At 63.7% G+C, this 26,230-nt stretch carries 25 protein-coding genes; 8 read left to right on the forward strand and 17 right to left on the reverse strand.

Going from position 1 to position 26,230, the window contains the following annotated elements; genetic code table 11:
- Positions 1 to 74 precede the first annotated feature (74 nt).
- On the forward strand, positions 75 to 1,328 hold the full coding sequence (gene moeA / locus ETQ85_RS10470) for a molybdopterin molybdotransferase MoeA (RefSeq protein ID WP_148578987.1): 1,254 nt from the start codon (positions 75 to 77) through the stop codon (positions 1,326 to 1,328).
- 6 nt (positions 1,329 to 1,334) lie between these two features.
- On the opposite strand, the gene ETQ85_RS10475 is transcribed toward moeA, so the two are convergent.
- The 5 genes from ETQ85_RS10475 to ETQ85_RS10495 form a co-directional block, all read right to left on the reverse strand.
- Complete coding sequence (locus ETQ85_RS10475; protein WP_148578988.1) at positions 1,335 to 2,303, reverse strand: CapA family protein; 969 nt, start codon at positions 2,301 to 2,303, stop codon at positions 1,335 to 1,337.
- Positions 2,300 to 2,698: a hypothetical protein gene (locus ETQ85_RS10480; RefSeq protein ID WP_148578989.1), complete on the reverse strand. Its 399-nt coding sequence runs from the start codon at positions 2,696 to 2,698 to the stop codon at positions 2,300 to 2,302. Before ETQ85_RS10480 ends, ETQ85_RS10475 begins: the two co-directional genes overlap by 4 nt.
- A gap of 85 nt (positions 2,699 to 2,783) precedes the next feature.
- Entirely contained in the window at positions 2,784 to 4,703 is a 1,920-nt protein-coding gene (locus tag ETQ85_RS10485) for a propionate--CoA ligase (protein WP_281283087.1), read from the reverse strand.
- 54 nt (positions 4,704 to 4,757) lie between these two features.
- Complete coding sequence (locus ETQ85_RS10490; protein WP_148578991.1) at positions 4,758 to 5,939, reverse strand: GGDEF domain-containing response regulator; 1,182 nt, start codon at positions 5,937 to 5,939, stop codon at positions 4,758 to 4,760.
- Positions 5,940 to 5,966: 27 nt separating this feature from the next.
- Complete coding sequence (locus tag ETQ85_RS10495) at positions 5,967 to 6,962, reverse strand: oxidoreductase (RefSeq protein WP_148579032.1); 996 nt, start codon at positions 6,960 to 6,962, stop codon at positions 5,967 to 5,969.
- 182 nt (positions 6,963 to 7,144) lie between these two features.
- On the opposite strand from ETQ85_RS10495, the gene ETQ85_RS10500 reads away from it, so the two are divergent.
- Positions 7,145 to 8,029: an HDOD domain-containing protein gene (locus ETQ85_RS10500; RefSeq protein ID WP_148578992.1), complete on the forward strand. Its 885-nt coding sequence runs from the start codon at positions 7,145 to 7,147 to the stop codon at positions 8,027 to 8,029.
- 6 nt (positions 8,030 to 8,035) lie between these two features.
- Here the strand turns inward: ETQ85_RS10500 and ETQ85_RS10505 are convergent, their stop codons facing one another.
- Entirely contained in the window at positions 8,036 to 9,955 is a 1,920-nt protein-coding gene (locus ETQ85_RS10505; protein ID WP_148578993.1) for an ATP-binding cassette domain-containing protein, read from the reverse strand.
- A gap of 124 nt (positions 9,956 to 10,079) precedes the next feature.
- Here ETQ85_RS10505 and ETQ85_RS27275 point away from each other — a divergent pair, with 124 nt between their 5' ends.
- From ETQ85_RS27275 to bfr, 3 genes are read left to right on the forward strand one after another with little or no spacing between them, the layout of a single operon-like run.
- Positions 10,080 to 10,265: a hemin uptake protein HemP gene (locus ETQ85_RS27275; RefSeq protein ID WP_148578994.1), complete on the forward strand. Its 186-nt coding sequence runs from the start codon at positions 10,080 to 10,082 to the stop codon at positions 10,263 to 10,265.
- A gap of 38 nt (positions 10,266 to 10,303) precedes the next feature.
- The gene (locus tag ETQ85_RS10515; protein WP_148578995.1) at positions 10,304 to 10,537 is read left to right on the forward strand and encodes a (2Fe-2S)-binding protein; all 234 of its coding nucleotides are present in this window, start codon (positions 10,304 to 10,306) and stop codon (positions 10,535 to 10,537) included.
- Positions 10,534 to 11,010: a bacterioferritin gene (bfr, locus tag ETQ85_RS10520; protein ID WP_148578996.1), complete on the forward strand. Its 477-nt coding sequence runs from the start codon at positions 10,534 to 10,536 to the stop codon at positions 11,008 to 11,010. Before ETQ85_RS10515 ends, bfr begins: the two co-directional genes overlap by 4 nt.
- A gap of 73 nt (positions 11,011 to 11,083) precedes the next feature.
- On the opposite strand, the gene ETQ85_RS10525 is transcribed toward bfr, so the two are convergent.
- From ETQ85_RS10525 to ETQ85_RS10540, 4 genes are read right to left on the reverse strand one after another with little or no spacing between them, the layout of a single operon-like run.
- Positions 11,084 to 12,880 (reverse strand): acyl-CoA dehydrogenase, encoded by a 1,797-nt coding sequence (locus tag ETQ85_RS10525; protein ID WP_148578997.1) that lies wholly within the window; start codon positions 12,878 to 12,880, stop codon positions 11,084 to 11,086.
- Positions 12,881 to 12,932: 52 nt separating this feature from the next.
- Positions 12,933 to 13,598, reverse strand: a complete 666-nt coding sequence (locus ETQ85_RS10530) for an energy-coupling factor ABC transporter permease (protein WP_148578998.1) — start codon at positions 13,596 to 13,598, stop codon at positions 12,933 to 12,935.
- 29 nt (positions 13,599 to 13,627) lie between these two features.
- Positions 13,628 to 14,569, reverse strand: a complete 942-nt coding sequence (locus ETQ85_RS10535; RefSeq protein WP_148578999.1) for an electron transfer flavoprotein subunit alpha/FixB family protein — start codon at positions 14,567 to 14,569, stop codon at positions 13,628 to 13,630.
- Complete coding sequence (locus ETQ85_RS10540; protein ID WP_148579000.1) at positions 14,569 to 15,318, reverse strand: electron transfer flavoprotein subunit beta/FixA family protein; 750 nt, start codon at positions 15,316 to 15,318, stop codon at positions 14,569 to 14,571. The genes ETQ85_RS10535 and ETQ85_RS10540 overlap by 1 nt, the downstream gene beginning before the upstream one ends.
- A 229-nt stretch (positions 15,319 to 15,547) precedes the next feature.
- On the opposite strand from ETQ85_RS10540, the gene ETQ85_RS10545 reads away from it, so the two are divergent.
- On the forward strand, positions 15,548 to 16,141 hold the full coding sequence (locus ETQ85_RS10545; RefSeq protein ID WP_148579001.1) for a TetR/AcrR family transcriptional regulator: 594 nt from the start codon (positions 15,548 to 15,550) through the stop codon (positions 16,139 to 16,141).
- On the opposite strand, the gene ETQ85_RS10550 is transcribed toward ETQ85_RS10545, so the two are convergent.
- The 7 genes from ETQ85_RS10550 to ppx are packed head-to-tail and all read right to left on the reverse strand — an operon-like array spanning position 16,098 to position 22,843.
- Positions 16,098 to 16,922 (reverse strand): TatD family hydrolase, encoded by an 825-nt coding sequence (locus ETQ85_RS10550; protein ID WP_148579002.1) that lies wholly within the window; start codon positions 16,920 to 16,922, stop codon positions 16,098 to 16,100. The two genes, ETQ85_RS10545 and ETQ85_RS10550, sit on opposite strands and share 44 nt — an antisense overlap.
- Before the next feature lie 19 nt (positions 16,923 to 16,941).
- Positions 16,942 to 17,742 (reverse strand): enoyl-CoA hydratase, encoded by an 801-nt coding sequence (locus ETQ85_RS10555; protein WP_148579003.1) that lies wholly within the window; start codon positions 17,740 to 17,742, stop codon positions 16,942 to 16,944.
- A 58-nt stretch (positions 17,743 to 17,800) separates the two neighbouring features.
- On the reverse strand, positions 17,801 to 18,412 hold the full coding sequence (locus ETQ85_RS10560) for an ABC-type transport auxiliary lipoprotein family protein (RefSeq protein ID WP_187394668.1): 612 nt from the start codon (positions 18,410 to 18,412) through the stop codon (positions 17,801 to 17,803).
- Between the two features lie 56 nt (positions 18,413 to 18,468).
- On the reverse strand, positions 18,469 to 19,416 hold the full coding sequence (locus ETQ85_RS10565) for an MlaD family protein (RefSeq protein WP_148579005.1): 948 nt from the start codon (positions 19,414 to 19,416) through the stop codon (positions 18,469 to 18,471).
- A complete protein-coding gene (locus tag ETQ85_RS10570; protein WP_148579006.1) occupies positions 19,416 to 20,192 on the reverse strand; it encodes an ABC transporter ATP-binding protein in 777 nt (258 codons plus the stop codon). Before ETQ85_RS10570 ends, ETQ85_RS10565 begins: the two co-directional genes overlap by 1 nt.
- Entirely contained in the window at positions 20,189 to 21,322 is a 1,134-nt protein-coding gene (locus ETQ85_RS10575) for an ABC transporter permease (RefSeq protein ID WP_148579007.1), read from the reverse strand. The genes ETQ85_RS10570 and ETQ85_RS10575 overlap by 4 nt, the downstream gene beginning before the upstream one ends.
- A gap of 9 nt (positions 21,323 to 21,331) precedes the next feature.
- Complete coding sequence (gene ppx, locus ETQ85_RS10580; protein ID WP_148579008.1) at positions 21,332 to 22,843, reverse strand: exopolyphosphatase; 1,512 nt, start codon at positions 22,841 to 22,843, stop codon at positions 21,332 to 21,334.
- Between the two features lie 161 nt (positions 22,844 to 23,004).
- Here ppx and ppk1 point away from each other — a divergent pair, with 161 nt between their 5' ends.
- Entirely contained in the window at positions 23,005 to 25,092 is a 2,088-nt protein-coding gene (gene ppk1 / locus ETQ85_RS10585; protein ID WP_148579009.1) for a polyphosphate kinase 1, read from the forward strand.
- A gap of 100 nt (positions 25,093 to 25,192) precedes the next feature.
- On the forward strand, positions 25,193 to 26,230 hold a 1,038-nt coding region (locus tag ETQ85_RS10590; protein ID WP_187394669.1), incomplete at its 3' end, for a fibronectin type III domain-containing protein.

The following is a 26,230-nucleotide window of genomic DNA, read 5'->3' on the forward strand; positions in this document are numbered from 1 at the left end:
GAATCCAGGCGCTGCGCGGCTCAGGGCTTTTGTGATACTAATCAGGCCATGACACCTCGAAACGGAATCGCCCCATGAACAAGGATTCTGGCTGCAGCGGCCCTGCCACCCACCAATCGCTGACGGTGGACGAAGCTCGCCGCATCATTCTCGATACAGTCCGGCCGGCCGGTGGCTGGGAGCGCGTGGCGCTGCGCTCGGCGCTGGGGCGCGTGCTGGCCGAGGACATCGTGGCGCCCTGCAACGTGCCGGCCCATGACAACTCGGCGATGGACGGCTACGCGGTGCGCGCCGACGATCTGGCCGCCGACGCGGAGGCGCGGCTGCAGGTGGTGGGTACTGCCTTTGCCGGGCGCGGCTTCTCGGGCATCGTCGGCAAGGGCCAGGCGGTGCGCATCATGACTGGCGGCGTGATGCCGCTGGGCGCCGATACCATCGTGGTGCAGGAAGTGGTGCGCACGGAGGGCGAGCGGATCGTCGTGCCCGGCGGCATCCGGCGCGGCCAGAACGTACGCCGGGCCGGCGAAGACCTGGCCGAGGGCGCGGTGGCGATTTCCCGCGGCAAGCTGATGGGGCCGCCCGAGCTTGGGCTGGCAGCGTCTCTCGGGCTGGCCGAGGTCACTATCGCCCGCCGGCTGCGGGTGGCCTTTTTCTCGACCGGCGACGAACTCGCCAGCATCGGCCGGCCGCTGGCGCCGGGCGAAGTGTACGACTCGAACCGCTATACGCTGCACGGCGCCCTCAACCGGGCCGGCTGCGAACTGGTGGACATGGGGGTGATTCCGGACCGGCAGGATGCACTGGAAACAGCCTTTCGCAACGCCGCCGCCTGTGCCGACGTGGTGCTCACCACCGGCGGCGTATCGGTCGGCGAGGCAGACTTCATCCGCGAACTGATGCAGCGCCTGGGCGAAGTGAGCTTCTGGAAGATCGACATCAAGCCGGGCCGGCCGATGGCTTTCGGGCGCATCGGCAAGACCTGGATGTTCGGCCTGCCCGGCAACCCGGTGGCGGTGATGGTGACCTACTACCAGTTCGTGCTGGATGCGCTGCTGAAGATTTCCGGCCTCGATCCGCTGCCCGAACGGCCGCTGATGTCGCTGGTGTGCACCGCGCCGATCCGCAAGCTGGCCGGCCGGCGGGAATACCTGCGCGGCCGCCTGTACGCCGAGGATGGCGCCTGGAAGGTGCGCCCGGCGAGCACCCAGGGCTCGGGCATCCTGCGCTCCATGTCGGAGGCCAACTGTTTCATCGTGCTGGACGAGAACCGGGACGATGTGGTGGCCGGCGACAGCGTGCAGGTGCAGCTTTTCGACGGCCTGGTGTAACGCGGCTCAGGGGTTGCGGCACATCCGGATGCTTGTGTCGCCCCGCGCACCGCAGGGCGTCAGCGCACCGCTGGCCGGACTCGGCGTGCCCTCGTCGTCCATCTGCGCCTCCCGCGTGTCCCAAGCCAGCACGCCGCGTTTATCGAGGCTCAGGCGCAGGATCCAGCCACGCCGGGCAGCCGGCAGATCGAAGCCGTCAAAGACGAAATTGCCCAGGCTGTAGATGATCGGCCGGCCGCGATAGATCTCGGCGCCCTGGGTGACATGCGGATGGCCACCGACCACGATGTCGGCGCCGGCATCAATCATCCGCCGGGCCAGATCGCGCTGACGCGGGCCCGGCTCGGGTTCCCGCTCCCAGCCCCAGTGCATGAACGGAATGACCAGGTCGGCACCGGCCTTGCGGGCGGCGCGGATGTCGGCGATCACCTGGCTGTCCTCGCTCCAGGCGATGCCGGGATGCTTCGCCCCGGCCTCGAAGGAACGCGGCTTGAATTCGTTGTAGCCGAGCACGGCCACGCGCAGGCCTTTGGCCTTGATCCACAGGGGTGCGTGCGCTTCGCTCAGGTTCTTGCCGCCGCCAAAGTGGCGGATTCCGGCTGCGTCCAGATGGGCAAGCGTTTCGACGAAGGCGTCCTTGCCGTAATCGCCAGAATGGTTGTTGGCCACCGACATGGCGTCGAAACGCCCCTTGATGACAGACAGCACCCGCGGGTCGGCACGGAAAGTGTAGATCTTGTTGCCGAGCGCCGTACCGGTGGTGGCGATGGGGCACTCCAGATTGCCGATGCGGTAGTCGGCATCGGCCAGCAAGGCGGCAAAGGGTGCCAGCGGATCGCGCCCGGAGGCGATGACCCGGCCGGGGCCGTCGTCGAGCATCACGTCGCCGGCAAAGATCAGCTTCAGCGGTTCGGCACGCAGGGCGCCGCTGGCGAGCACGAGGGCAGCGCACAACAGGCTACGGATCGCGTTCATCGTCCGCCCTCCTTCACCTGCTCGCACCAGTAGGCCAGTTCGCCGTCGCGCATGGGTTCATAAACATGTTGCAGGCCGGTGAAGCCGTAAGCCGGCCGGACCTTCGCCAATGGCAGCGGCCAGGGGTGGCTAGCCTGATGAAGGATCACCGGGCCTTCGTCACGGTCGGCGTAGGCGTAGATCTTCACGCTGGCCAGATCGGCAGGCCGATCCTGGAAAACCACCCGGAACAGGAAGTAGCTGCCGATATTCGCGGGCGCCACCCGGTAGGGCGAATCCACCGGCCGGGCGACATGGGTGTGTGTCTCGCCGCCGTAAGTCGTGTGGCAGTCGATGCGCGGGGTCGCGTGGGCCAGGGTCGGCAGGAGGGCCAGGAGCAGCAGGCGTCGGGGCATGGTTCCGGTGCGAGTGAAAGTCGGTTGAATAAAAAAGCCGACCGGGGAAACCGGTCGGCTTTCAGGTGCCACAGCGGGCGCAGGCTTACTTGGCGGCCAGCGCGGCCTTGATCTGATCCAGCGTGGAGGGATCGTCGATGGTGGTCAGGTCGCCCGGATCACGGCCTTCGGCCAGCGCCTGGATGGAGCGGCGCAGCATCTTGCCGGAACGGGTCTTGGGCAGACCGGAGATGAAGTGCACGCGAGCCGGACGGGCAATGGCGCCGAGGCTGCCGTCGACCAGTTTCATCACGGCCTTTTCCAGTTCGGCGACCTTCTCGGGCGTGTCGATGGAAGCGGCATTCTTGACCACCGCAAAGGCCATCGGCATCTGACCCTTGAGCTGGTCGGCTACACCGACCACGGCCACTTCGGCAATCGCCGGGTGGGCCTGGACGGCCTCTTCGATCTCGCGGGTGCCCAGACGGTGACCGGCCACGTTGATCACGTCGTCGGTACGGCCGAGGATCTTGTAGTAGCCGGCGTCGTCCTTGATACCCCAGTCGAAGCTGGAATACACCTGCGGCTCCTGGAACAGCGTGAAGTAGGTGGACACGAAGCGCTTGTCGTCACCCCAGATGGTGGACAGGCAGCCGGGCGGCAGCGGCGGCACGACGCCGACGATACCCTTCTCGTTGGCCTCACATTCGGAGCCGTCGTCGCGGAACAGGCGCACGTCAAAGCCATACACCGGGAAGCCCGGGGAGCCCAGTTGCACGTCCTGTTTCTCGACACCGGGCATCAGCGACAGCATCGCCCAGCCGGTTTCGGTCTGCCAGTAGTGGTCGATGACCGGGATGCCCAGCTCGTCCATCATCCACTGGTGCGAGGTCTCGTCCATCGGCTCGCCGGCGCAATAGAGGGCGCGCAGCTTGGAAAGATCGTAGGCCTTGAGGAAGGCCGGGTCCTGCTTCTTGAGCACGCGAATGGCGGTCGGCGCGCTGAACATCACGGTGACTTCCTGGTCCTGGCAGATCTTCCACCAGATGCCGGCGTCCGGACGCAGCGGCGTGCCTTCGTACATGATCGTGGCCATGCCGGCGATCAGCGGGCCGTAGATGATGTAGCTGTGACCCACCACCCAGCCGATGTCGGAGGTCGAGAAGAAGGTCTCGCCCGCATTGCCCTGGTAGATGTGCTTCATCGAGGCGGCCAGCGCCACGGCGTAACCGCCGGTGTCACGCTGCACGCCCTTGGGCTTGCCGGTGGTGCCGGAGGTGTACAGGATGTAGCTGGGGTCGGACGATTCGACCCAGGTCACGGGCACCTGAGCGTCGAGATGCTTGGCGCGCAGGGTGGCGTAGTCTTCGTCACGGCCGGCGATAACAGCCATCTCCTTGTCGAGGCCACGATTGATCATCAGCACCTTGGCAGGCTTGTGCTCGGCCAGGCCGATTGCCTCGTCCAGCAGGTGCTTGTAGGGCACCGGACGGCCGCCGCGCATGCCGGCATCGGCCGAAACAATAACGGTCGGCTTGGCATCGTCGATGCGGGTAGCCAGGGAGCCGGAGGCAAAGCCGCCAAACACCACCGAGTGGATCGCACCGATGCGGGCGCAGGCCAGCATGGCGAAGGCCGCTTCGGCGATCATCGGCATGTAGATCAGGACGCGGTCGCCCTTCTTGACACCGAGGTCCTGGTAGATGGCCGCCATGCGCATGACTTCGGCGCGCAGTTCGGTGAAGGAATAGATCTTCTCTTCGTTGGTCTCGGTGGAGATGTAGACCAGCGCCTTGCCGTTCGGGTTGGTTTCCGCGTGGCGGTCGACCGCGTTGTAGCAGAGGTTGGTTTCACCGCCGACGAACCACTTTACAAAAGGCGGATTGGAGAAATCGTAGATCTGTTCGGGTTGCTTGTTCCAGTGGATCAGTTGGGCCTGTTCGCCCCAGAAACCATTCCGGTCCTCAATGGAACGCTTGTGAAATTCTTTGTATGACGCCATGGGTTCCTCTCCCTTTTTTCGAATAGTAAAACCGCTACTGCCGATGACAGCGATGCGTCCGATATGGCGCTCGCCTTTTTATTCGTTTTGTTGCACAGCACCAACCAGACCGGTTTCTGCGAGGCGTGCGAGGGTGGCAAGCGGCAGACCGGACGGGAGTTCGGATTCTATCAATTCCAGCAGAGGCAAGAGTGTCCGTATGGCATCCGGCAGCTGTTTGCGCAGATTGGCATCGAGACCGGCGATACGCAGTTGCTGCAGCATCTGGTCGATGCTCACCGGTGCGCGTACCGGGCGCTCGACCATTTCCGGCGTCACTTCACCCTTGGCGCCGATGACCTTGTTGCCGCCGGCCGCCCGGCCGATGGCGATGCGCTGCATCGCGATGCCCACCAGCTGGCTGACTGTCTGCACCTTGCCAGGCTCGGCGGCTGACAGGCCGACGGTGATCTGGATGCGGATGCGCTCCTCGCGATAGGTCATCACGATGTGCTCGATGGCCGAGCGCAGGCGCATGGCAAAGGCACAGGCGCCGTCCATGTTGGTGCTGGGCGAGACCACCGCAAAGCGCGCGGCGGCCAGTTCGGCGACGGTATCTTCCTGGCGCAGCTTGGTGGCGAGGATCTTGGACAGCTTGCGATTGACCAGTTGGGCCACGTGGGCGCCGTACTTGGCAACCAGGGTGTCGAAGTGGTCGATCTCGATGACCATCACCGACAGGTCGCCATGGCGCCGCTGGGCGAGGGACAGTTCCTGCGCGGCGTGGTGGTGCAGATAGGACGGTGTTGCGAGGCCCGAGGCCGGATCGACGGGACTCGCGTTGGCCAGCGCCGCCCGACTCTCTTCGAGATCCCGCTGCGTGCGGGCGAGCTGTGTCAACGACTCCAGACGCGCCAGCAGCTCGATGTTACCGATGCCCTTGGCGATGAAGTCTGTCGCCCCCGCACTCTTCGCCTTGACCCGCACATCCGGCTCGTCATCGCCGGAAATGACCACCACCGGCAGCGTGTTGATGCGCGAGATGCGCGAACTGCGGATGCGCTGCAGCAACCCGTAGCCATCCAGGCGTGGCATGCCTATATCGGTAATCACCGCCTGGATGGTCGGATCCACCATCAGGGTCTGCCAGCCGGCTTCCCCGTCGGCCTCCTCGCGAACCTCGAAGCGATCACGTACCTGCCTCAGGATGGAAAGGCGCACCATCCTTGAATCATCAATGATCAGGATCCGTGGAAGGGTCTGATCGCTTTCGTCGCTCATGCTCGGCTCGCTGGTTAGGTAGGGACTTCAGGTGCTAACGGCAATTACCGTGCGCCCCTTGACCCGGCCGGCGATGAAGTCGTGGAATACGCCCGGTAAATCGGCAAAAGGCACGGTGCGGGTCATCTCGCCCAGGTGACGGGGCTTGAGGTCCGTCGCCAGACGCTCCCACACCTTCGCCCGGGTCGGGAAACCCATGTAGCCGGAGTCCACCCCAAGCAGGCTCACGCCGCGCAGGATGAACGGGAACACGGTAGTCGGCAGATTGATGCTCTGGGCGTTGCCGATGCTGGCCACCGTGCCGGCCTGCTTCATGGTAGACAGCACCCAGGCCAGAATGTCACCGCCGACGTTGTCCACGGCACCCGCCCACAAGCCGACGTCGAGGGGGCGCGTTTTGGCCGGGTCGATGGTGTCGCGCAGCTTGATCTCGGCGGCACCGAGATTCTTCAGGTAGTCCTCTTCGTGGGCTTTGCCGGTCAGGGCGACCACGTGATAGCCGAGCCCGGCCAGCATGTCGATGGCCAGCCCGCCAACACCGCCGCTGGCGCCAGTGACGATCACCGGGCCATTTTCGGGACGCAGGCCGTTGTCTTCCATGCGCACGATGCCCAGCGCCGCCGTAAAGCCCGCCGTACCCAGCGCCATCGCATCGAACAGCGACAAGCCGGCCGGCAGCGGCACCACCCAGCCGGCCGGAATCCGGGCGTACTCGGCGTAACCACCGTGATGCGCCACGCCGATGTCGAAGCTGGTGGCGATCACCGGATCGCCAGTCTTGAAGCGCGGATCGCTGCTCTCGACGACCGTGCCGGACAGATCAATGCCGCCTGCGCAGGGGAAACGGCGGATGATCTTGCCGGCACCGGTGGCAGCCAGCGCATCCTTGTAATTCACGCTGGAGTAAGCCACCTTGATGAGCACCTCACCGGCATCGAGTCCGTCGACGGTGAGTTCTTCCATGGCGGCGGAAACCTTGCGGTTTTCGTCCTGGCGAATGAGGTAGGCCTGAAAGGGGGGGATATTGCCGGACATGCTTTTCTCCTCGTGAAGCGGTGCGCGGACGGCACCTTTTGTGTTTGTCGCACGATTATAGCCTCGCCCCACGGCACGCATTCCACGCTACATCGGCGCCAATTCCGCCCCAGCCTCAATACCCGCGCCGAATTGCCGTAAATGGGTTCATCGCCCGCCGGAAGACCATCATGGCCCTCATCACGCAAGCCTTCGACAGCCTCGATTCATACACCGCCTTCTTCAGCCAGGAGCCTCTGCCTGTCCTGAAACACACGGTCAAGGAACTGCAGGCCATGCGCGAACACGAAGACAGCATCAACGGCCGCACGGTCGCTGCGCTGGTGCTAAGTGACCCGATGATGACGCTGAAAGTGCTGATCTACATGGAAGAGCATCGGCGTGCCCGGCAAAACCATGACATCACCACCATCGAACGGGCGATCATGATGATGGGCATCTCGCCCTTCCTGCGCGAGTTTGCCGACCTGCCAACGATCGAGGGGCAGCTTGCAAGCCACCCCAAAGCCCTGGTCGGCGTCCTCAAGGTGATCAGCCGTGCCCGCCGCGCAGCCCGTTACGCCCGCGACTGGGCCATCCTCCGTCATGACCTGGATGTGGATGAAATCACCGTCGCAGCCCTGCTCACCGAAGTCACCGACATCCTGTGCTGGAGCTTTGCCCCGGCACTGACCTATCAGGTTTACGAGATGCAGCGCATCGACCGCAATTTGCGTTCTGTCGTTGCCCAGAAAGCCGCGTTCAACTTCTCGGCCAGGGAATTGCAGCTCGCCCTGGTGCGTCACTGGCACCTGCCGGACTTGCTGGTATCGATGATGGATGAGCGGCAGATCGAAAATCCGCGGGTGCGTACGGTGCAACTGGCCAACAGCCTGGCACGCCACACGGGCCAGGGCTGGGACAATGCGGCGATTCCCGATGACCTGAGCGCCATCGAAGCCCTGCTGCACATCGGCCGGGAAAACCTGCTCAACCGGCTGTCGGCCCCCCACGAAGCCATAGAGAGCCTGCTCAATGCCGGTGGCAGCGCCGACGGGGCACTGCCACCACCCTGACGCGCGTTATTTGCCCGCAGCGCGGGCTTCCAGCAATTCCCAGCGCACCATCGACGCGTCGATTTCGCTCTCCAGCACCTGCAGGCGCGTATTGAATTGCAGCGCATCCTGAGGAGCATCGCGGTAAATCGCCGGATCGTTGAGCTTGGCCTGCAGACTGCCCTGCTCCGCCTCCAGCCTGGCAATCAGGTCCGGCAGCGCTTCCAGTTCCCGTTGCTCCTTCCAGCTCAACTTGGCCGGCTTGGCAGCAACCGGCGCCGGTGCTGCGGCCGGAACGTCCTTCTTCGGTGCCGACGCCTTCACGGCAGTTGCCTGGGTGCTTGACACCGCGGTCTTGCGGACCCGCAGCCAATCTTCGTAGCCACCCACATATTCCTTCCAGTGACCGTCTCCTTCGGAGGCGATGACCTGGGTCACCACGTTGTCGAGGAAGGCCCGGTCGTGACTGACCAGGAAAACCGTGCCGTCGTACTGGGCGAGCAGGTCTTCAAGCAGATCGAGAGTTTCGATATCCAGGTCGTTGGTCGGCTCATCGAGCACCAGCACGTTGGCCGGACGGGCAAACAGGCGGGCCAGCAGCAGCCGGTTGCGTTCGCCACCCGACAGGGACTTGACCGGCGAACGGGCCCGTTGCGGCGAGAACAGGAAATCGCCGAGGTAGCCGATGATGTGCGTGCGGTGGCCGGCAATCTCCACAAAATCCGAACCCGGACTGATGACTTCGGTGAGCGGCGCTTCGGGATCGAGCTGGGCCCGCAACTGGTCGAAATAGGCAACGGTCTGGCGGGTTCCACGGCGCACCACGCCCGCATCCGGCTCCAGCTCGCCGAGAATCAGCTTGAGCAGGGTCGTCTTGCCGGCACCATTGGGGCCGATCAGGCCAATACGGTCGCCGCGCAGGATGCGGGTGGAAAAGTCGTTCACGATGCGGCGCTCGCCGAAATACTTGTCCACGTGATCCAGCTCCGCCACCATCTGGCCGCTGCCATCACCCCGATCGAGAGACAGCTTGACGTTGCCAAAGCGCTCACGACGCGCGCCACGTTCTCCGCGCAGGGCTTCCAGACGACGCACACGGCCTTCGTTGCGGGTCCGGCGGGCTTCGACGCCCTTGCGGATCCACACTTCCTCCTGGGCCAGCAGCTTGTCAAAACGCGCGTTGGCCTTTTCTTCGGACTCCAGCTGTTCAGCCTTGCGGGCCAGATATTCGCTGAAGCGCCCGGGAAAGCTGCTCAGGATGCCCCGATCGAGTTCAACGATGCGGGTTGCCACGTGATCGAGGAACACCCGGTCGTGGGTAATCACCACCACCGCGCCGGGAAAATCGCGGATCAATTCTTCAAGCCACAGGATGCCGTCGATATCCAGATGGTTGGTCGGCTCATCCAGCAGCAGGATTTCCGGCTCGCCGACGAGCGCCCGGGCCAGCGCCACGCGCTTGATACCACCACCCGAAAGGCTGCCCACCACCGCATCGCCATCCAACCGGAGCTGGGCCAGGACCTGCTCGACCTTCTGCTCCATGCGCCAGGCCTGCGCCTCCTCGACCCGATGCTGGACTTCCTCCAGGCGGGCCAGCGCGGCCTCACTGGCATCGTCGGCCAGCGCCGACATCGCCGCGTGGTAATCGACCAGCAACTGCGCGACATTGCCAAGGCCGTCGGCGACCGTCGCAAAGACACTGCGCTCCATCGGGAACTCGGCCTCCTGTGGCACATAGGCGATCCTGGCGCCTGGCTGCAGCCACAGACGACCGTCGTCGAGGGACGCCTGCCGGGCAAGGGTCTTCAGCAGGCTGGACTTGCCACTGCCGTTGCGGCCGATAAGGGCGACGCGTTCGCCAGGGTCGAGCTGGAAGGAAGCCTTGTCCAGCAGGGCTACGTGACCAAAGGCAAGGCAGGCATCGTCGAGGGTAATCAGGGGCATGGTTCAGACAGGCGGACTGGCGGGAAGGCCGCGATTCTACTCTGCTAGAGCGCCAAAACAGTTGTTGACGGCAGCCGGGGCTATCTGATCAAATACGAATCAATCTCATTCTGTTTACTGTTTCGTGGATAAAACTTCTGCGCCACCACTCTGTAGCGACCATGCCGACAAGCCCGCTTGCGGCCAGCTTGAGTCTCCGATCCGGAGCAAGGATCTGTTCAACGGGCGCCCATGCGTGTTTATCGAGCATGAAGGCATGATTTACGCACTCCGCACAACACGTGCGGGAAAACTGATACTGACCAAGTAACAGCAGCACAACCATCCAGGCTTGAAGGAAACAGGACAATGTACGTTTGCGTCTGTCGTGCGGTTACCGAAAAGCACATCGAAACGGCCGTGCTCGGCGGCGCTCGTCGGCTCCGGGATCTTCGGGTACAGTTAGGTGTTACCGAAGAGTGCGGGCGCTGCGCCAAGTGCGCCAAGCAATGCCTGGACGGTGCTATCGATCAGGCCTGTAGCGCATCTCTTCGCCCGGCGTGTAGCCCCACTCCATTTCACCTGATCCAGGAGGCAGCATGAAAGGCGACAAGAAAGTCCTGCAACACCTCAACAAGCAACTCACCATCGAACTGACGGCCATCAACCAGTACTTCCTGCATGCCCGGATGTACAAGAACTGGGGCCTCAGCAAGCTTGGCAAGCACGAGTACGAAGAGTCCATCGAAGAGATGAAGCACGCTGACCTGCTGATCGAGCGCGTCCTCTTTCTGGAAGGCCTGCCCAACCTGCAGAACCTCGACAAGCTGATGATCGGCGAGAACGTTCCGGAATGCCTGCAGGGCGATCTCAAGCTGGAACTGGGCGGGCACGCGCACCTCAAGGACGCCATCGCCTACTGTGAGTCCGTCAAGGACTACGTCAGCCGCGACATCTTCCAGGAGATCCTAGAAGATACCGAAGAACACATCGACTACCTGGAAACCCAGCTCGACCTCGTCGACAAGGTCGGCATCCAGAACTACCTGCAATCACAGATGGATCCGGGTTCCTGATTACAGGTCCGGGTTGAAGCGCAAAAAAAGGGGCCCGAAGGCCCCTTTTTCATTCAAGCGACACGGAAGACAATCAGAACTGATCTTCTTCCAGCGCCAGCGCACCAGCGGCACCATTGACTACCGAGTAGGCCAGGCCGGGGGCCTGCGACAGCACGTGATCAGCATAGAAACGTGCAGTGGTGATCTTGGCCTTGTAGAAGGACGCGTCACCGCTGCCTTCGGCCAAACGACGTGCCGACACCAGCGCCGCACGACCCATCTGCCAGCCACCGGCCACGATGCCGAGCAGCTTCAGGAAGGGCACCGAGCCTACCGATGCGGCCTTGATATCGCCACCATAGGTGGCCACGATGTAGGCCACGGCCTCTTCCAGCGCGGTTACGCCGGACGACAGGGACTTGCGGATGGCCGCAAACTCGTCGCCACTGGCCTCGGCCAGCTGGGCTTCGACCTTGCGCATTTCGCCGATCACGCCCTTGATGGTCAGACCGCTCTCACGGGCGATCTTGCGACCGATCAAATCGTTTGCCTGAATGGCGGTGGTGCCTTCGTAGATGGCCGTGATGCGCGCATCGCGGAAGTGCTGGGCTGCACCGGTTTCCTCGATGAAGCCCATGCCGCCATGCACCTGCACGCCGGTGGAGGTGATCTCGATGGACGACTCGGTCAGCCAGCCCTTGACGACCGGGATCATCAGATCCATGAAGGCCTGGTTCTGCGCCCGCACGGCTTCGTCCGGATGGTGATGGGCCATGTCGGTGGCCGCACCAACCACGTAGGCCAGCGCACGCTGGGCCTCGATTTGCGACTTCATGCTCATCAGCATGCGGCGCACGTCGGCGTGGTGAATGATGCTCACCTTCGGGCCGCCGCGAACACCGGCTTCAGTGCCCTGAATACGATCCTTGGCGTAGGCCAGCGCCAGTTGGTAAGCGCGCTCGGAGAGGGCCAGGCCTTCCATGCCGACAGCAAAGCGGGCTTCGTTCATCATGATGAACATGTACTCGAGGCCGCGGTTGGCTTCGCCCACCAGGGTACCGATGGCGCCGCCCTTGTCGCCAAAGGCCAGCACTGCCGTCGGGCTGGCGTGGATGCCCAGCTTGTGTTCGATGGACACGCAATGCACGTCGTTGCGCTCGCCCGGCGTGCCATCGGCGTTGAGCAGGAACTTCGGTACGACAAACAGGGAGATGCCCTTCACCCCTTCCGGTGCGTCCGGCAGACGGGCCAGCACCAGGTGGATGATGTTGTCGGTCATGTCGTGCTCGCCGTAGGTGATGAAGATCTTCTGGCCGAAGATCTTGTAGGTGCCATCACCCTCGGGCACCGCGCGGGTGCGCACGGCAGCGAGGTCGGAGCCGGCGGACGGCTCGGTCAGGTTCATGGTGCCGGTCCATTCACCGCTCACCATCTTGTGCAGGTATTGGGCCTTCTGCTCGTCGGTGCCGCGCAGCTTGATGGATTCGATGGCGCCATTGGTCAGCATCGGACACAGGGAGAAGGCCATGTTGGCCGACTTCCACATTTCCATCACCGCCGTAGAGACGAGCTTCGGCAGGCCCTGGCCGCCGAATTCGGGTTCGCAGGCCAACGCAGTCCAGCCGGCTTCGGCAAACTGCTTGTAGGCTTCCTTCCAGCCGGTCGCGGTACGCACTTCACCGTTAACCCAGGTGGCGCCTTCCTGGTCGCCGGTCCAGTTCAGCGGTGCGATGACGCCGCTGGCGAACTTGTTGGCTTCTTCCAGAACGGCATCAACCAGGTCGGCGGATGCGTCTTCACAACCCGGCAGGGCCGACACGGCCTCAAGGCCGGCCAGTTCCTGCATGACAAACTGCATGTCGCGAATGGGTGCGTTGTAACTGCTCATTGTTTTTTCTCCACGGAATGTTGTTTTAGGTTTTACGACCTGGCGGGCCGGCCTACTTGTTCAACAAGTAACTCTTGTCATCGAAACTCGCCACCCACTCCGGGCGATACACCACCAGCAGGGTGAGGGCCATTCCCGACAACCAGGCTTCAGCAAAGCCCAGCAGCAGGAAGAAGGGCAAGTACTCGGACAAGAGCTTGTCCGCCGGGTAGGCGCCGGCGACAAACAGGCTCAGCGACGCGACGGCGCCCTGCACGAGGACGATCAGCGCAGCACCGAGAAAAGCGTTGATGAAGATGTAAACGAAGAAATTCCTGGGCAGCCAGCGCTCCACCACCCGAAAGTACACCGAGCTGACCAGCACCGGCACAATTCCCATCACCAGGAAATTGATCGGGTAAGCCGCCCACTCGACGCTGCCATTGAGCGTCACGCCAGCCAGCGCCAGTGCCAGCACAAGCAGTGCAAGCTGGGGACCGAAAATCAGCGTGGTCGCCATGGCGCCCAGCAGATGAAGATTGAGTCCGGGAGAGACACCGGCATTCAGGCTCCACAGCAGGGTCAGAATGACGGCGGCGCCGAGAAGGGCATTGAGTTGATGCCCGTCGAGAAGACGCCGCCAGGGGGCCGACAAGATGCACCATGCCCCGACCCCCAATCCGCCAAGCGCAGCACAGGCATGCCACACAAAGGAAAAGAGATCGGGCGCAAAGTTCATTCAACCGGCCCCGGATCGAACGCTGTTCCTCAGACTGCGGAGGTGAGCTGGGGAACGGCTTCGAACAGATCAGCCACGAGGCCGTAATCAGCCACCTGGAAGATCGGTGCTTCCGGATCCTTGTTGATCGCCACGATCACCTTGGAATCCTTCATGCCCGCCAGATGCTGGATGGCACCGGAAATCCCCACCGCGACGTAAAGCTGCGGAGCGACGATCTTGCCGGTCTGGCCGACCTGATAATCGTTCGGCACGTAGCCGGCATCGACTGCTGCCCGGCTGGCGCCCATGGCAGCGCCCAGCTTGTCGGCGAGGGGTTCCAGCACGCGATGGTAGTTTTCGCTGCTGCCCATGCCGCGACCACCGGAAACGATGATTTTGGCGGCGCCCAGCTCGGGGCGCGCCGACTTGGTCAGCTCGCGGCCAACCAGCTTCGACAAGCCCAGATCGGCCACGGCAGCCACCTGTTCGACAGCGGCGGCACCGCCCTCGCCTGCCGCCTCAAAAGCGGTGGTACGCACGGTGATGACCTTGACGCTGTCGGACGACTTGACCGTCGCCAGCGCGTTGCCGGCGTAGATCGGGCGCACGAAGGTGTCGGGGGATTCAATGCCGACGATCTCGGAGATTTGCGCCACATCCAGCAGAGCGGCTACGCGGGGCAGCACGTTCTTGCCGAAGGTGGTGGCGGCAGCCAGGACATGGCTGATTGCACCACCGGAGGCCTGAACCACAGCCACAATCTGGGCAGCCACGTTCTCGGCTTGCTGTTCGGCGAAGGCAGCGGAGTCGGCCACCAGCACCTTGGCAACACCGGCAACCTTGGCGGCCGCTTCGGCAGCAGCGCCGGAACCGGCGCCCACCACGAGAACGGCAACGTCGCCGCCCAGCTTGGCTGCAGCGGACACGGTATTGAGGGTAGCGCCCTTCAGGGACGCATTGTCGTGCTCGGCAATAACCAGAATCGTCATTACAGCACCTTCGCTTCGTTCTTGAGTTTTTCGACCAGCTGCGCCACGTCAGCCACCATCACGCCCGCGCTGCGCTTGGCAGGCTCGACAACCTTGAGGGTCGTCAGGCGCGGCGTCACGTCGACACCCAGATCCGCCGGCTTGACGGTTTCCAGGGGCTTCTTCTTCGCCTTCATGATGTTCGGCAGCGTTGCGTAACGCGGCTCATTGAGGCGCAGGTCGGTGGTCACCACCGCCGGCAGGGAAATCTCGAGCGTTTCGAGGCCGCCGTCGATTTCGCGGGTTACGGTGGCCTTGCCATCGCCAACCGCTACCTTGGAGGCAAAAGTCGCCTGAGGCCAGCCCATCAGTGCGGACAACATCTGGCCGGTCTGGTTGGCGTCGTCATCGATGGCCTGCTTGCCGCAGATCACCACTTGGGGCTGTTCGCGGTCGCACAGGGCCTTGAGCAGCTTGGCAACGGCCAAAGGCTGCAGATCGGCGTCGGTTTCGACGAGAATGCCGCGGTCGGCGCCGATGGCCATGGCGGTGCGCAGAGTTTCCTGGCAGGCGCCAACGCCGCAGGACACGGCCACCACTTCGGTTGCCACGCCGGCTTCCTTGAGGCGTACGGCTTCTTCGACGGCAATTTCGTCGAAGGGGTTCATGGACATCTTGACGTTGGCGATATCTACGCCGGAACCATCACTCTTCACACGCACCTTGACGTTGTAGTCGACGACGCGTTTAACGGGAACCAGAATCTTCAATGCTGCGCTCCTTAAAATTTAGAGGTTCTCCACCATTTTCTGGGATTGCGGCAAACGGCAGACATACGATAATACCGGCCCGCAACCCTGTTTTTTGACTGCCGCGCTCCGGTTGCGATTACGCGAGAACACGAAGGCGGAGCAGCAGTTGCCAGCTTCTCACAGGCATCTTGCTTTGTCACTTTCCGTACGGTAGCGTATGGACACAAAACCGTCAATACTACCCCGTATGGAAAAGACACCCCGCCTTCAGCTTGACCGCAGCACATGGATTCAAACCGCTCTCGACACCCTTGCCGACGAGGGCGTCACCGGGGTGCGTGTCGAAGTTCTGGCCAAGCGCCTGCATGTCACCAAGGGCAGTTTCTACTGGCATTTCAAGGATCGGCAGGATCTGCTCTCAGGCGTGCTCGAAACCTGGAAAGACGGCCGCATCCGCGACATCATCAAACAGACCCGACCCGAGGCGGGCGGCGAAGAGGCGCAGATTTTCCGCGTCATTGACGTTTATAGCGCCAGCCGCAACCGCAAGGGCATCCTGATCGAACTGGCCATGCGCGAATGGGCGCGCCGCGATCCAGCCGCCGCCGCCATCGTCGAAGAAGTAGACGCCTGGCGCCTGCGCTGCGCGCGCGAGCTGTTCCTGGCCTGTGGCATACCGATGCACGAAGCCTCGACCCGCAGCATGCTGCTGTACGCCTATGTGTTTGGCGTTTCGATGATGAACTGCGAAAAATTCGACGGTGACATCGCCCGCATGAAGGATGACATCCGCGATCTCATTGCCCGCCGCCCGCCGCCGGTAACGCCGGCGGCAAGCTGAGCGCGACCCCAGGCAGATCCGCCAGCCCGGGAATCGCGACGACAGCATTACGCCCCGTCGCGGCAATCACCTCCTCCACCGTCATGCCTCGCAAGTCCGCCAGTTCCCGCGCAAAACGGGCCAGGTTCTCTGGATCATTGCGCCGACCGGAACACCAGGCAGGCGGAATGTCCGGCGCATCGGTTTCGAGCACGATGGCCGATAGTGGCAGGTTCGCCGCCAGTTCGCGGATTCGGCGCGACCCGCTGTAGGTCATCGCACCGCCAAAACCGAGTTTGAATCCCAGCTTGATGAAAAACTCGGCCTGCTGCCGGCTACCGTTGAAGGCATGGGCGATGCCCCCCCGCACCGGATGCCGGCGCAACGATCTCAGAATCTCGTCCTGGGCCCGGCGGATGTGCAGCAGCACCGGCAAATCGAATTCCCGCGCCAGCTTCAGCTGAGCTTCAAAGTAATGCTGCTGCAGCGGCATGTCGCCGTCCGGCACAAAGCCGTCCAGCCCGATTTCACCTACCGCCACCGCCGAACCATTGGTCAGACGCTGACGCAACACATCCAGATGCGCCTCGCGGGCCTGGGCGACGTACATGGGATGAATCCCGAAGGCGTGCCGACAGTCGGGATTGGCGGCAGTGAGGGCTGCCACTCCGTCGAAATTCATCGTTCCCACTGCCGGCACCAGGAAGCCGCCAACGCCGGCAAGCCGCGCCGCGTCGATAACGGCAACCCGATCGCCGTCGAATTCGGCAGCGTCCAGATGGCAGTGGGTGTCGATCAGCACGGCAACCGGCCAGCCAGGCTTATTTGCCGGTCCATACCGGCTTGCGCTTGCTCATGAAGGCGTCGATGCCTTCGGCGGCGTCCTCACACATCATGTTGCAAGCCATCACCTCGGCGGCATGCTGATAGGCCGCATCAAGGCCCATTTCGAGCTGCGAGTAGAACATCTGCTTGCCCATGGCGATGGCCGCCGGGGACTTGGCGCAGATGGAGGCAGTCAGCTTGGCCACCTCGTCATCCAGCGCATCAAGCGGCACCACCCGATTCACCAGTCCGCGGCGTTGCGCCTCGGTGGCATCGATGAAATCACCGGTCACCAGCATCTCGAAAGCTTGCTTGCGCCCCATGTTGCGCGACAAGCCAACACTCGGCGTGGCACAGAAAAGCCCGACATTGATGCCGGAAACCGCGAAACGGGCCACATCCGAAGCCACTGCCAGATCGCACATGGACACCAGCTGGCAACCTGCCGCCGTGGCGATGCCGTGGATACGGGCGACCACCGGCTGGGGCATATTCACAATCTGCATCATGACTTTGCCACACAGGCGGAACAGGGCCTGCTGGAATGCCTTGTTGTAATTGCCACGCATTTCCTTCAGGTCGTGGCCAGCACAGAAAGCCTTGCCGGCGCCTGCCAGCACCACCACGCGCACCGACGTGTCGGCGGCAATGGCTTCAAGCTCGGTCAGCAGGGTTTCGAGCATCGCCTGCGAAAGGGCATTGAACTGGCCGGGCCGGTTCAGCGTAAGCGTGCTCACGCCATGGGTATCCTGGCGCAGCAACATGGGTTCCTGGCTGGTTTCGACGACTGCATTCATGGTGTTCTCCTCCTGGTTTATAAAAGCCGGCACGTACCTGCCGGTTGGAAAAAATGACTCAGGCTCCGCAGCGTGCACGCACGCCGCCAGCGAGCCGGCTGGCGCCTTCAGCGTCGAGTGCATCGAGCCAGTCTAGCAATTCGCGGCTCAATTGCAGCACGTCCTCCCGCAAGGCCCCAACGCCGCCGACCGCATCGGCCGACAAGGCCGGACGGGTGACGGTAAAAGCGTGACTTGCAATAAGCTGGTCGGTGCGTGGTGCAAGCAGCACAGCGCGGGCTTCGACCACCCCCCGGCTCACCCCTTCTGCGTCGAAGATCTGAGCGAACTCATCGAGATCGATGCGCAGGCGGCAGCCACTGGAGGCCACCGCCGTCTGGTTGGCTTTCATCGAGCGCTTGAGGGCCACCTCCATCAGTTGGGCCGGCTGGGCGGCCCAACGGCTTTCGAGGAAGAACTGGCGGCGGGTCGGCTGCGTGTAGGTGAGCCGGTATTGAATGGCATTGGATGCCAGCCACGGGGCCGGTACCACTTCCAGATTGCGGATCGGGAACGGAACGGGTCGCAGAACGGCCGAATCGAGCGGCCCGAAGTCATGCACGGAATATGTCGTGGCCGCCTTCGGCAGGCTGCCGCAAGCCGCCAGCACACAGACGCCCACAACGGGCATGGTTTTCCAGAGAAAGCGCGCAGGCGACATGGTCAGGCCGTTTCGGTTCGGGTCGTTCAATGAGCCGGACGGGTCCGGAATCCGGCCTCGCCCGGCCCCGGGGGCGGCTTGCCGCGGCCGAGGATCAGCAGCTGCGGAGAATTGTCGATCTCGTCGAGCAAGTCGGAAAGCTGTCGCGAAGTGCTCGTCAATTCCTGCAGCAACACATTGAGGCGTGGCAGCGTACTGGTGGCAAAGCCCTCGCCGGTTGCTCCGGCGATGCTGTCGATGCGCTCGGTCACCGTTTGCAGCTTCACCAGCAGATTGCGGCCTTCGGTCGCCATCGGGACGGCTTCGCCACTGAGGCGCTCCAGGTTGTCGAGGGAACGCTGGATGCGCGCCAGATTGTCCTTGCTGAAAACCTGCCGCACGGAGGCCAGTGCCTGAGGGGCTTCTTTCAGGGTGCGGTCGAGGCCCTGGCTGGAGGATTCGAGATTGACGAGCATCTTTTCGATGCGTGCAAGGTTCTCGGCACGGGTCAGAGTGGCCAGCCGTTCGGCCATCTCGCGCACCCGGTTGAGGGTTTGCAGCGAAGCGTCGGCCACCTCCTCCATCAGCCCGGGCGCCAGCCGGATGCGTGGCGGGTTGGCGGCATCACCAGGCAGGGGTTCCGGCTGATCGCCCGCATCGTCGAGGGCAATGAAGGCCAGCCCGGTGACGCCTTGGCTGGCCATGCGCGCCCGGGTCCCCCTGGTAATCGGCAGATCGGCCCGGATCCGGGCAGTAACAAGCAGGTCCCGCGGATTGGCGGGGTCAAGGGCGATGCCTGCCACCTTGCCGGCAACGATGCCCCGATAGCGAACTGTGGCTTGCGGATTGAGCCCGTTGACACTGCCGGTGGTCACCAGCACGACGTCGCGGGTCACCTCCCGCTTGTCCGAAAACCACCACAGGGCCAACACGATGCAGGCGCTGAGCAACAGCGCAAAAAGACCTGCCGCGATGGCATGCGAACGGCTTTCCATCAGCGCTCCGCGCGGCCCCGGGCCAGGGCGGCCTGGCTGCGCTCGCTGTGAAAGAAGCGTTCAATGAAGGGATCCTGCACGTTCATGATCTCGTCGAGGGGGCCGAAGGCCAGTATACGCCCTTCGGATAGCACGGCCACGCGGGTAGCCAGCGCCGCCAGCGTGTCCAGATCGTGGGTCACAAGGATCACCGTCAGGCCCAGCGCCTTGTGCAGCGCGCAAATCAGGTCGACAAAGCCGGCGCTGCGGTCCGGATCGAGGCCGGCTGTCGGCTCATCGAGAAGCAGCAACTCCGGCTCCAGCGCCAGCGCCCGCGCCAGGGCAACCCGCTTGACCATGCCGCCGGACAGTTCAGCCGGCATGCGCAGGGCGATCTCCGGCTCCAGTTCGACCATCGCCAGCTTGAGCAGGACCAGATCGCGCAGCATGGCCTCGTCGGTCACGCCAAACTCCCGCAGCGGAAAGGCGACGTTGGAATACACATCCAGCGCCGAAAAAAGCGCTCCTTGCTGAAACAGCATGCCAAACCGCCGACGCCGCTCAAGTTGATCGCGACGGCTGCCGGCAAACAGCGGCTCGCCGAAGAGGTGGACCGTCCCTTCAGTCGGGCGCAGCAGGCCGACCATCTGGCGCAGCAGGGTTGTCTTGCCGCTGCCCGACCCACCGACCAGCGCCACCACCTCGCCCGCCGGGACGGCCAGGTCGATCTGACGATGGACCCAGGTTTGCCCGAAACGGGTGGACAAGCCCTTCAGCTCGACCGGAAAGGTACTCATCGGTAGGGAAGCCCGATGGACCGGGTGGCGATGGCGAAGACCGCATCCACCAGAATCACGACGGTGATCGAGCTGACCACCGAAGCCGTGGTGTTGGCCGACAGGCTCTCGGTATTCGGCTTGACCCGCAACCCGAAGTAACAGGCCACCAGCGCAATCAGCAGGCCGAACACGGCCCCTTTCGCCAGACCGATCACCACGTTGGCCACCGGTACCGCCCGCGGCAGGGCGTTGAGGAAGTAATCGAAACTCAGATCGAGCTGCAGATTGGCCGACACCATCCCGCCAAAAATGGCCACCGCAGAACCCCACAAGGTGAGCAGCGGCATGGCCAGGGTCAGGGCCACCACCTTGGGCAGCACCAGCCGCACATGACGGGAAATACCCATGGTGGTCAGCGCATCGATTTCCTCGGTGACCCGCATCACGCCGATCTGCGCGGTCATCGCCGAACCCGAGCGCCCCGCCACCAGCACCGAAACCAGCACCGGCCCCAGCTCGCGGATGATGCCGAGACCCAGGATGTTCACGATGAAGACGTCGGCACCAAAGGCCCGCAACTGCAAGGCTGACAGGTAGGACATCACGACGCCGATCAGAAATCCGACCAGGGCCGTCACCGGCATGGCCTGGACGCCGACTTTGTAGAAGTTGGCCGACATTTCGAGGAAGGGCCAGTGGCCCCGATAGCGCAGCAAGTACGCCAGATCGAGCAGAATCTGCCCCACCAACGCCGTGAAGCCGATCAGGTGGTGGCCAATGGCAAACACCATGCGGCCCAGCTGGGCCGTGCCGTCGAGGAAACGGTATGGCGGCGTTGCCGGCAGGCTCGCATCGCCGAGGGCCGCCAGCCTGGCAAAAACCGGCTCCAGCGCATCCGGCAGGGCCAACTGCGGCGGACGGCGGCGCCCCCAGTGCTGCCACAGCAGCAGGGAGCCGAAGCTGTCCAGGCGGGAAATCTCGCCCAGATCCCAGACACAAATTTGCGGCACCTGCGCCAGGCGCTGACGGATGTCCGCCAGCAAGGGGCTCAGCAGGCGCAGCGTCCAGTCGCCGGACAGCGCCACCCGCACCTGCTCGCCCTTCCCTTCAATCCGGATCTCCGGCGGCGGACGGCCAAGCGCATCCATGGCCGGAACCTAGCTGGCGACCGGGCTGCGGGCGGCGGCGCGCTCGACGCGAATTTTCAGGGGCATGCCGATGGACTGCCACTGACGCTCCTCTTCATCCAGAGCCGCCGCAGTGAGAGGCAGATTGCGCAGCCATTCCGCATCGGCGATGCCGACGTAACCCTTGCCTTCGCGCTTCAGGCGCAGGGGTGGCACACCACGCCCGTCGCGGGCCCGATGCACGACGGCAGCCAGACGCAGGCACAGAATCAAACGCCATTCCGGACTTTCCGGATCGAGCGAGCCAACCCGCGAGAGCTTGCCCCGGTGAGCGAGCACCATGCGCGCCAGCCGGCCCTGGTCCATGCGCGAAAAACCGGGCATGTCGGCGTTGCCGAGAATATAGGCGCTGTGCTTGTGGTAGCTGGAGTGGGCCACGGAAACGCCCACCTCATGCAGCTTGGCCGCCCATTCAAGGAAGCGGCGATCCGCGTTTTCCTCTTCCGCAGCAGCGGGCTCCAGTTGCAACAGGAAGGCCCGGGCCGTTTCGGTGACCTGCCGCGACTGGGCTCCGTCCACGTCATAGCGCTCGACAAAGGCCGATACCGTGGCATCGCGCAGATCGTGGTGGTGGTAGCGCCCGAGCAGATCGTAGAGCACGCCGAGGCGCAGGGCGCCTTCGGAAAAGGTCATCCGTTCCAGCCCGAATTCCTGGAACACTGCCCACATGATGGCCAGGCCGCCGCTCAGCACCGGCAGGCGATCCGGGCGCAAACCCTCCAGATGCAGGTTGTCGAGGTGGCCGGCCTTGAGCATCAGCGCACGCAGCTTCTCCAGACCGCTGCGGGTGATGCCGCCATCGGACAGACCGTTCAGTTCGAGAATATCCACCAGCGCCTTGGCCGAGCCGCTGGACCCGACCGCCTCATCCCAACCCACCTCGCGGTAAGCATGGGAGATGGTCTGGATCTCTTTCTGGGCAGCCATTTCGGCCTCGCGCATGCCGCGCTTGTCGATCCGCCCTTCCGGGAAAAAGCGCAGCGAATAGCCCACGCAGCCCATGTAAAGGGACTCCAGCGCGATGGGTGCAAAACTCTTGCCGATCACGAACTCGGTGGACCCACCGCCGATATCCACCACCAGTTGCTGCCGATGAGGATTGGCCAGGGTATGGGCCACGCCGACGTAAATCAGGCGCGCTTCCTCACGACCGGCAATGACTTCGATGGGAAAACCCAGCGCGGCTTCGGCCTGCACCAGAAAGTGCGGCGCATTCTTGGCAACCCGCAGGGTGTTGGTAGCCACCGCCCGAACCGCTTCCGGAGGGTAATCGCGCAGCCGCTCGTTGAAGCAGCGCAGCGCGCTGATGCCGCGAAACTGGGCCGGAGCATCGAGCATCCGGTCGGAAGACAGGCCGGCGGCAAGCCGCACGGATTCCTTGATGCCATCGAGGGGGTAGATCTGGTCATTGACGATCCGCCCTACCTGCAGACGGAAACTGTTGGAACCCAGATCGATGGCTGCGATCAACTCACGATTCATGAATCAGGTACAAAGAGACACGCCAACCGGCGCAGAGGCCCGGAATTCTAGCACCCGCCGATGCGTGCCCTGCGGGAATCCGCCCGTGCGCTCCTCGTCATCTGAATGCAACAAAAATGTCACATACTTGATGCCTAATTAGAGGATTGCCAGGAGAGCCCATGCCCCACATCCACGCCAACCGCCAATTCAGCTCCGAGCACTTCATCAATCGGGAGCTCTCCCTGCTCCAGTTCCAGCGCCGCGTCCTCGCCCAGGCAGCCGATCCGGCCGTGCCGCTGCTTGAGCGCCTGCGCTTTCTGTGCATCGTATCGAGCAACCTGGACGAATTTTTCGAGGTACGCGTCGCCGGCATCAAGGAACAACAACGCCTCGGCAGCGTCACCCTCACCACCGATGGCCTGAACCCGAGTGCCTTGCACCGGGTCATCAGCCGTGAAGTGCACAGCATCATCACCGAGCAGTACAACCTGCTCAACAACACCATCCTGCCGGCGCTCGCCGCAGAAGGCATCGTTTTCCTGCGCCGCAGCGTCTGGACCGACGCCCAGCACCAGTGGGCGCGAGACTACTTCATGCGCGAGGTGATGCCGGTCCTCACCCCCATCGGTCTCGACCCGGCCCATCCCTTCCCGCGGGTGCTCAACAAGAGCCTCAACTTCGCGGTCGAACTGGAAGGCCGTGACGCCTTCGGACGCAACTCGGGGGCCGCCATCGTGCAGGCCCCGCGTGCCCTGCCCCGGGTGATCCGCCTGCCGGAAGAGCTGACCGGCGTCGACTACGGCTTCGTGTTCCTGTCGTCCATGCTGCACGCCCACGTCGGCGAGCTTTTCGAAGGCATGAACGTCCTCGGCTGCTACCAGTTCCGGGTCACCCGCAACTCGGACATGTTCGTGGACGAAGAAGAAGTGAAGGATCTGCGCGCGACCCTCAAGGGCGAGCTGCAGCAACGCCACTTCGGTGACGCCGTACGCCTGGAAATCGCCGACAACTGCTCGGAAGCCATGGCGTCCTTCCTGATGAAACAGTTCGCCCTGTGCCGGGAAGATGTCTATCGCGTTCCCGGCATGGTCAACCCGGTGCGCCTCAACCAGGTCCCCGACTGGGTCGAGCGCCCCGACCTGAAGTACCGCCCTTTCCTGCCGGCTCGCCCCAAGGGCCTCGACAAGCAGGAGAACATTTTCTCCGCGATCCGGCGCAACGACATCCTTCTGCACCACCCCTTCCAGAGCTTCGAGCCGGTCATCGAACTGCTCAAGGCGGCGGCTGACGATCCCAAGGTGGTTGCCGTCAAGATGACCGTCTATCGCACCGGCACCGACTCGGTACTGATGGAGCACCTGATCCGCGCCGCCCAGAAAGGCAAGGAAGTCACCGTCGTGCTGGAACTGATGGCCCGCTTCGACGAGGAAGCCAACATCAACTGGGCCGCCCGCCTCGAGGAAGTCGGTGCCCACGTGGTGTATGGCGTGTTCGGCTACAAGACCCACTCCAAGCTGCTCCTGCTGGTACGTCGCGAAGAAGGCGGGCTGAAGCGTTACGCCCATCTCGGCACCGGCAACTACCACGCCCGCACGACGCGCTTCTACACCGACTTCGGCCTCCTCACGGCCAACGAGGAAATCGGTGCCGACGTCGCCGAGGTCTTCAAGCAGCTCACTGGCCTCGGCCAGGCGGGCAAGCTCAAGCACCTGTGGCAGGCGCCTTTCACCCTGCAACCCAACGTGGTCGCTGCCATCCACGAGGAAGCCGAGATCGCCCGCGCCGGCCGCAAGGGTCGCATCGTCATCAAGATGAACGCGCTGCTGGAGCCCGAAACCATCGAAGCCCTCTACGCAGCCTCCCAGGCCGGTGTCGAGATCGAAGTGATCGCCCGCAGCGTGTGCGCCCTCAAGCCCGGCGTGCCCGGCCTGTCGGACAACATCCGGGTGCGCTCCGTGGTCGGACGCTTCCTGGAACATCACCGGATTTTCTACTTCCACGCCGACGGGGCCGAAAAGCTCTACCTGTCGAGCGCCGACTGGATGGAGCGCAATTTCTTCAAGCGCATCGAGGTGGCCTTTCCCATTCTCGATCCGAAGATCAAGCGCCGCGTCATGAAGGAAGGCCTGCGCCCCTACCTGGGGGACAACTGCCAGGCGTGGGAACTGGATGCCGATAACCACTATCGACGGAAAAATCCCCGCACAACCCGTCGTTCGGCGCAGGAAATCCTGCTCAAGGAATTTACCGGCACGTCCATCGGCTGACATAAGCCCTCCTTTACCCTTCCTTGCCTGCCACAAGCGCGCAAGGGAGGGAATCGCGGGCCTCCTGCTGTTGTAGAATCCAGCCTCGATCCGTTTATCGATGGCAAATCCCATGTACCTGCACCGCATCCGCCTGGTCCTCACCGGCCTCCTCAGCGCCGCCCTCGTTTCCGCATGCGGTGGCGGCGGGAGTTCCGCCTCGGCCCCGGCCAACGTCAGCGTCGTCGCTGGCGACACCCAGACCATCATCAGCTGGACCGCCGAACCCGGCGTCGACTACTGGCTGTGGTACAAGGCTGGCTCTAGCATTGCCCCAGGCGACAAGACCGCCAGCTTCAAGCTCAATGTTTCCCCCCCGTACATCCTGACCGGCCTGACCAACGGCACCCAATACGCCTTCTCGATCAATGGCCGGACAGACGGCGGCGCAGGCGGCCCCGGCTCCCCCTCCCAGACAGCCACACCCGGCCTCGCCGGCGCCAACTGGTACACCAACGGCACCATTGGCGGCACCTCCAACATCCGCAGCATCGCCTACGGCCTCACCACCAGCAGCGCCACCACCTATTCCTACGTTGCGGTCGGCGACGGCGGCGCCCTGTACAAGAGCGTGGCCTACACGAGCACCAGCCCGCTTTCCTGGACGCCCGTCACCACCACCGGAACGCCGCTCGAAGCGACGGCCCTCAATGGCGCCCTTTACGCACTCGGCAAATACATCGTCGTCGGCGCCGGCGGCAAAGTGGCTTACGGCACCGACATCAGTGGCTGGACCGCTGCCACCTCGGCAACCACCGCCAACCTGAATGCAATTGCCACCAACGGCTCCATCGTGGTTGCCGTCGGCGCAGGGGGCACCATCATCAGCTCCGGCGACGGCATCACCTGGACCGCCGCCGCCTCGGTGCCCGTCAGCACTGAACTCTACGGCGTCAGCTATTCCACCCAGGGCCTGTGGATTGCCGTGGGAGCCAACGGCACGCTGCTCACCAGCACCGACGGCAGCACCTGGAGCGCCGGCACCTCGGGCACGAGCGCAACCCTCAAGAGCGTCTCCGCCGTAGCCAGCACAACCAACAGCGTCACCACCTACACCATCGTGGCGGTCGGCGCGAACGGCACGCTGCTCACCAGCACC

Source organism: Zoogloea oleivorans (genome assembly GCF_008107625.1).
GTDB classification, from domain to species: Bacteria; Pseudomonadota; Gammaproteobacteria; order Burkholderiales; family Rhodocyclaceae; genus Zoogloea; species Zoogloea oleivorans.

What these genes read in the sequence shown, in the direction of transcription:
- ETQ85_RS10535 (WP_148578999.1), bottom strand. Translation starts at nt 14,569, where the DNA reads ATGACGATTCTGGTTATTGCCGAGCACGACAATGCGTCCCTGAAGGGC.
- ppx (WP_148579008.1), bottom strand. Translation starts at nt 22,843, where the DNA reads ATGAATCGTGAGTTGATCGCAGCCATCGATCTGGGTTCCAACAGTTTC.
- ETQ85_RS10555 (WP_148579003.1), bottom strand. Translation starts at nt 17,742, where the DNA reads ATGAATGCAGTCGTCGAAACCAGCCAGGAACCCATGTTGCTGCGCCAG.
- ETQ85_RS10480 (WP_148578989.1), bottom strand. Translation starts at nt 2,698, where the DNA reads ATGCCCCGACGCCTGCTGCTCCTGGCCCTCCTGCCGACCCTGGCCCAC.
- ETQ85_RS10575 (WP_148579007.1), bottom strand. Translation starts at nt 21,322, where the DNA reads ATGGATGCGCTTGGCCGTCCGCCGCCGGAGATCCGGATTGAAGGGAAG.
- bfr (WP_148578996.1), top strand. Translation starts at nt 10,534, where the DNA reads ATGAAAGGCGACAAGAAAGTCCTGCAACACCTCAACAAGCAACTCACC.
- ETQ85_RS10545 (WP_148579001.1), top strand. Translation starts at nt 15,548, where the DNA reads ATGGAAAAGACACCCCGCCTTCAGCTTGACCGCAGCACATGGATTCAA.
- ETQ85_RS10515 (WP_148578995.1), top strand. Translation starts at nt 10,304, where the DNA reads ATGTACGTTTGCGTCTGTCGTGCGGTTACCGAAAAGCACATCGAAACG.
- ETQ85_RS10560 (WP_187394668.1), bottom strand. Translation starts at nt 18,412, where the DNA reads ATGCCCGTTGTGGGCGTCTGTGTGCTGGCGGCTTGCGGCAGCCTGCCG.
- ETQ85_RS10500 (WP_148578992.1), top strand. Translation starts at nt 7,145, where the DNA reads ATGGCCCTCATCACGCAAGCCTTCGACAGCCTCGATTCATACACCGCC.
- moeA (WP_148578987.1), top strand. Translation starts at nt 75, where the DNA reads ATGAACAAGGATTCTGGCTGCAGCGGCCCTGCCACCCACCAATCGCTG.
- ppk1 (WP_148579009.1), top strand. Translation starts at nt 23,005, where the DNA reads ATGCCCCACATCCACGCCAACCGCCAATTCAGCTCCGAGCACTTCATC.
- ETQ85_RS10565 (WP_148579005.1), bottom strand. Translation starts at nt 19,416, where the DNA reads ATGGAAAGCCGTTCGCATGCCATCGCGGCAGGTCTTTTTGCGCTGTTG.
- ETQ85_RS10570 (WP_148579006.1), bottom strand. Translation starts at nt 20,192, where the DNA reads ATGAGTACCTTTCCGGTCGAGCTGAAGGGCTTGTCCACCCGTTTCGGG.
- ETQ85_RS10505 (WP_148578993.1), bottom strand. Translation starts at nt 9,955, where the DNA reads ATGCCCCTGATTACCCTCGACGATGCCTGCCTTGCCTTTGGTCACGTA.
- ETQ85_RS10475 (WP_148578988.1), bottom strand. Translation starts at nt 2,303, where the DNA reads ATGAACGCGATCCGTAGCCTGTTGTGCGCTGCCCTCGTGCTCGCCAGC.
- ETQ85_RS10490 (WP_148578991.1), bottom strand. Translation starts at nt 5,939, where the DNA reads ATGAGCGACGAAAGCGATCAGACCCTTCCACGGATCCTGATCATTGAT.
- ETQ85_RS10525 (WP_148578997.1), bottom strand. Translation starts at nt 12,880, where the DNA reads ATGAGCAGTTACAACGCACCCATTCGCGACATGCAGTTTGTCATGCAG.
- ETQ85_RS10530 (WP_148578998.1), bottom strand. Translation starts at nt 13,598, where the DNA reads ATGAACTTTGCGCCCGATCTCTTTTCCTTTGTGTGGCATGCCTGTGCT.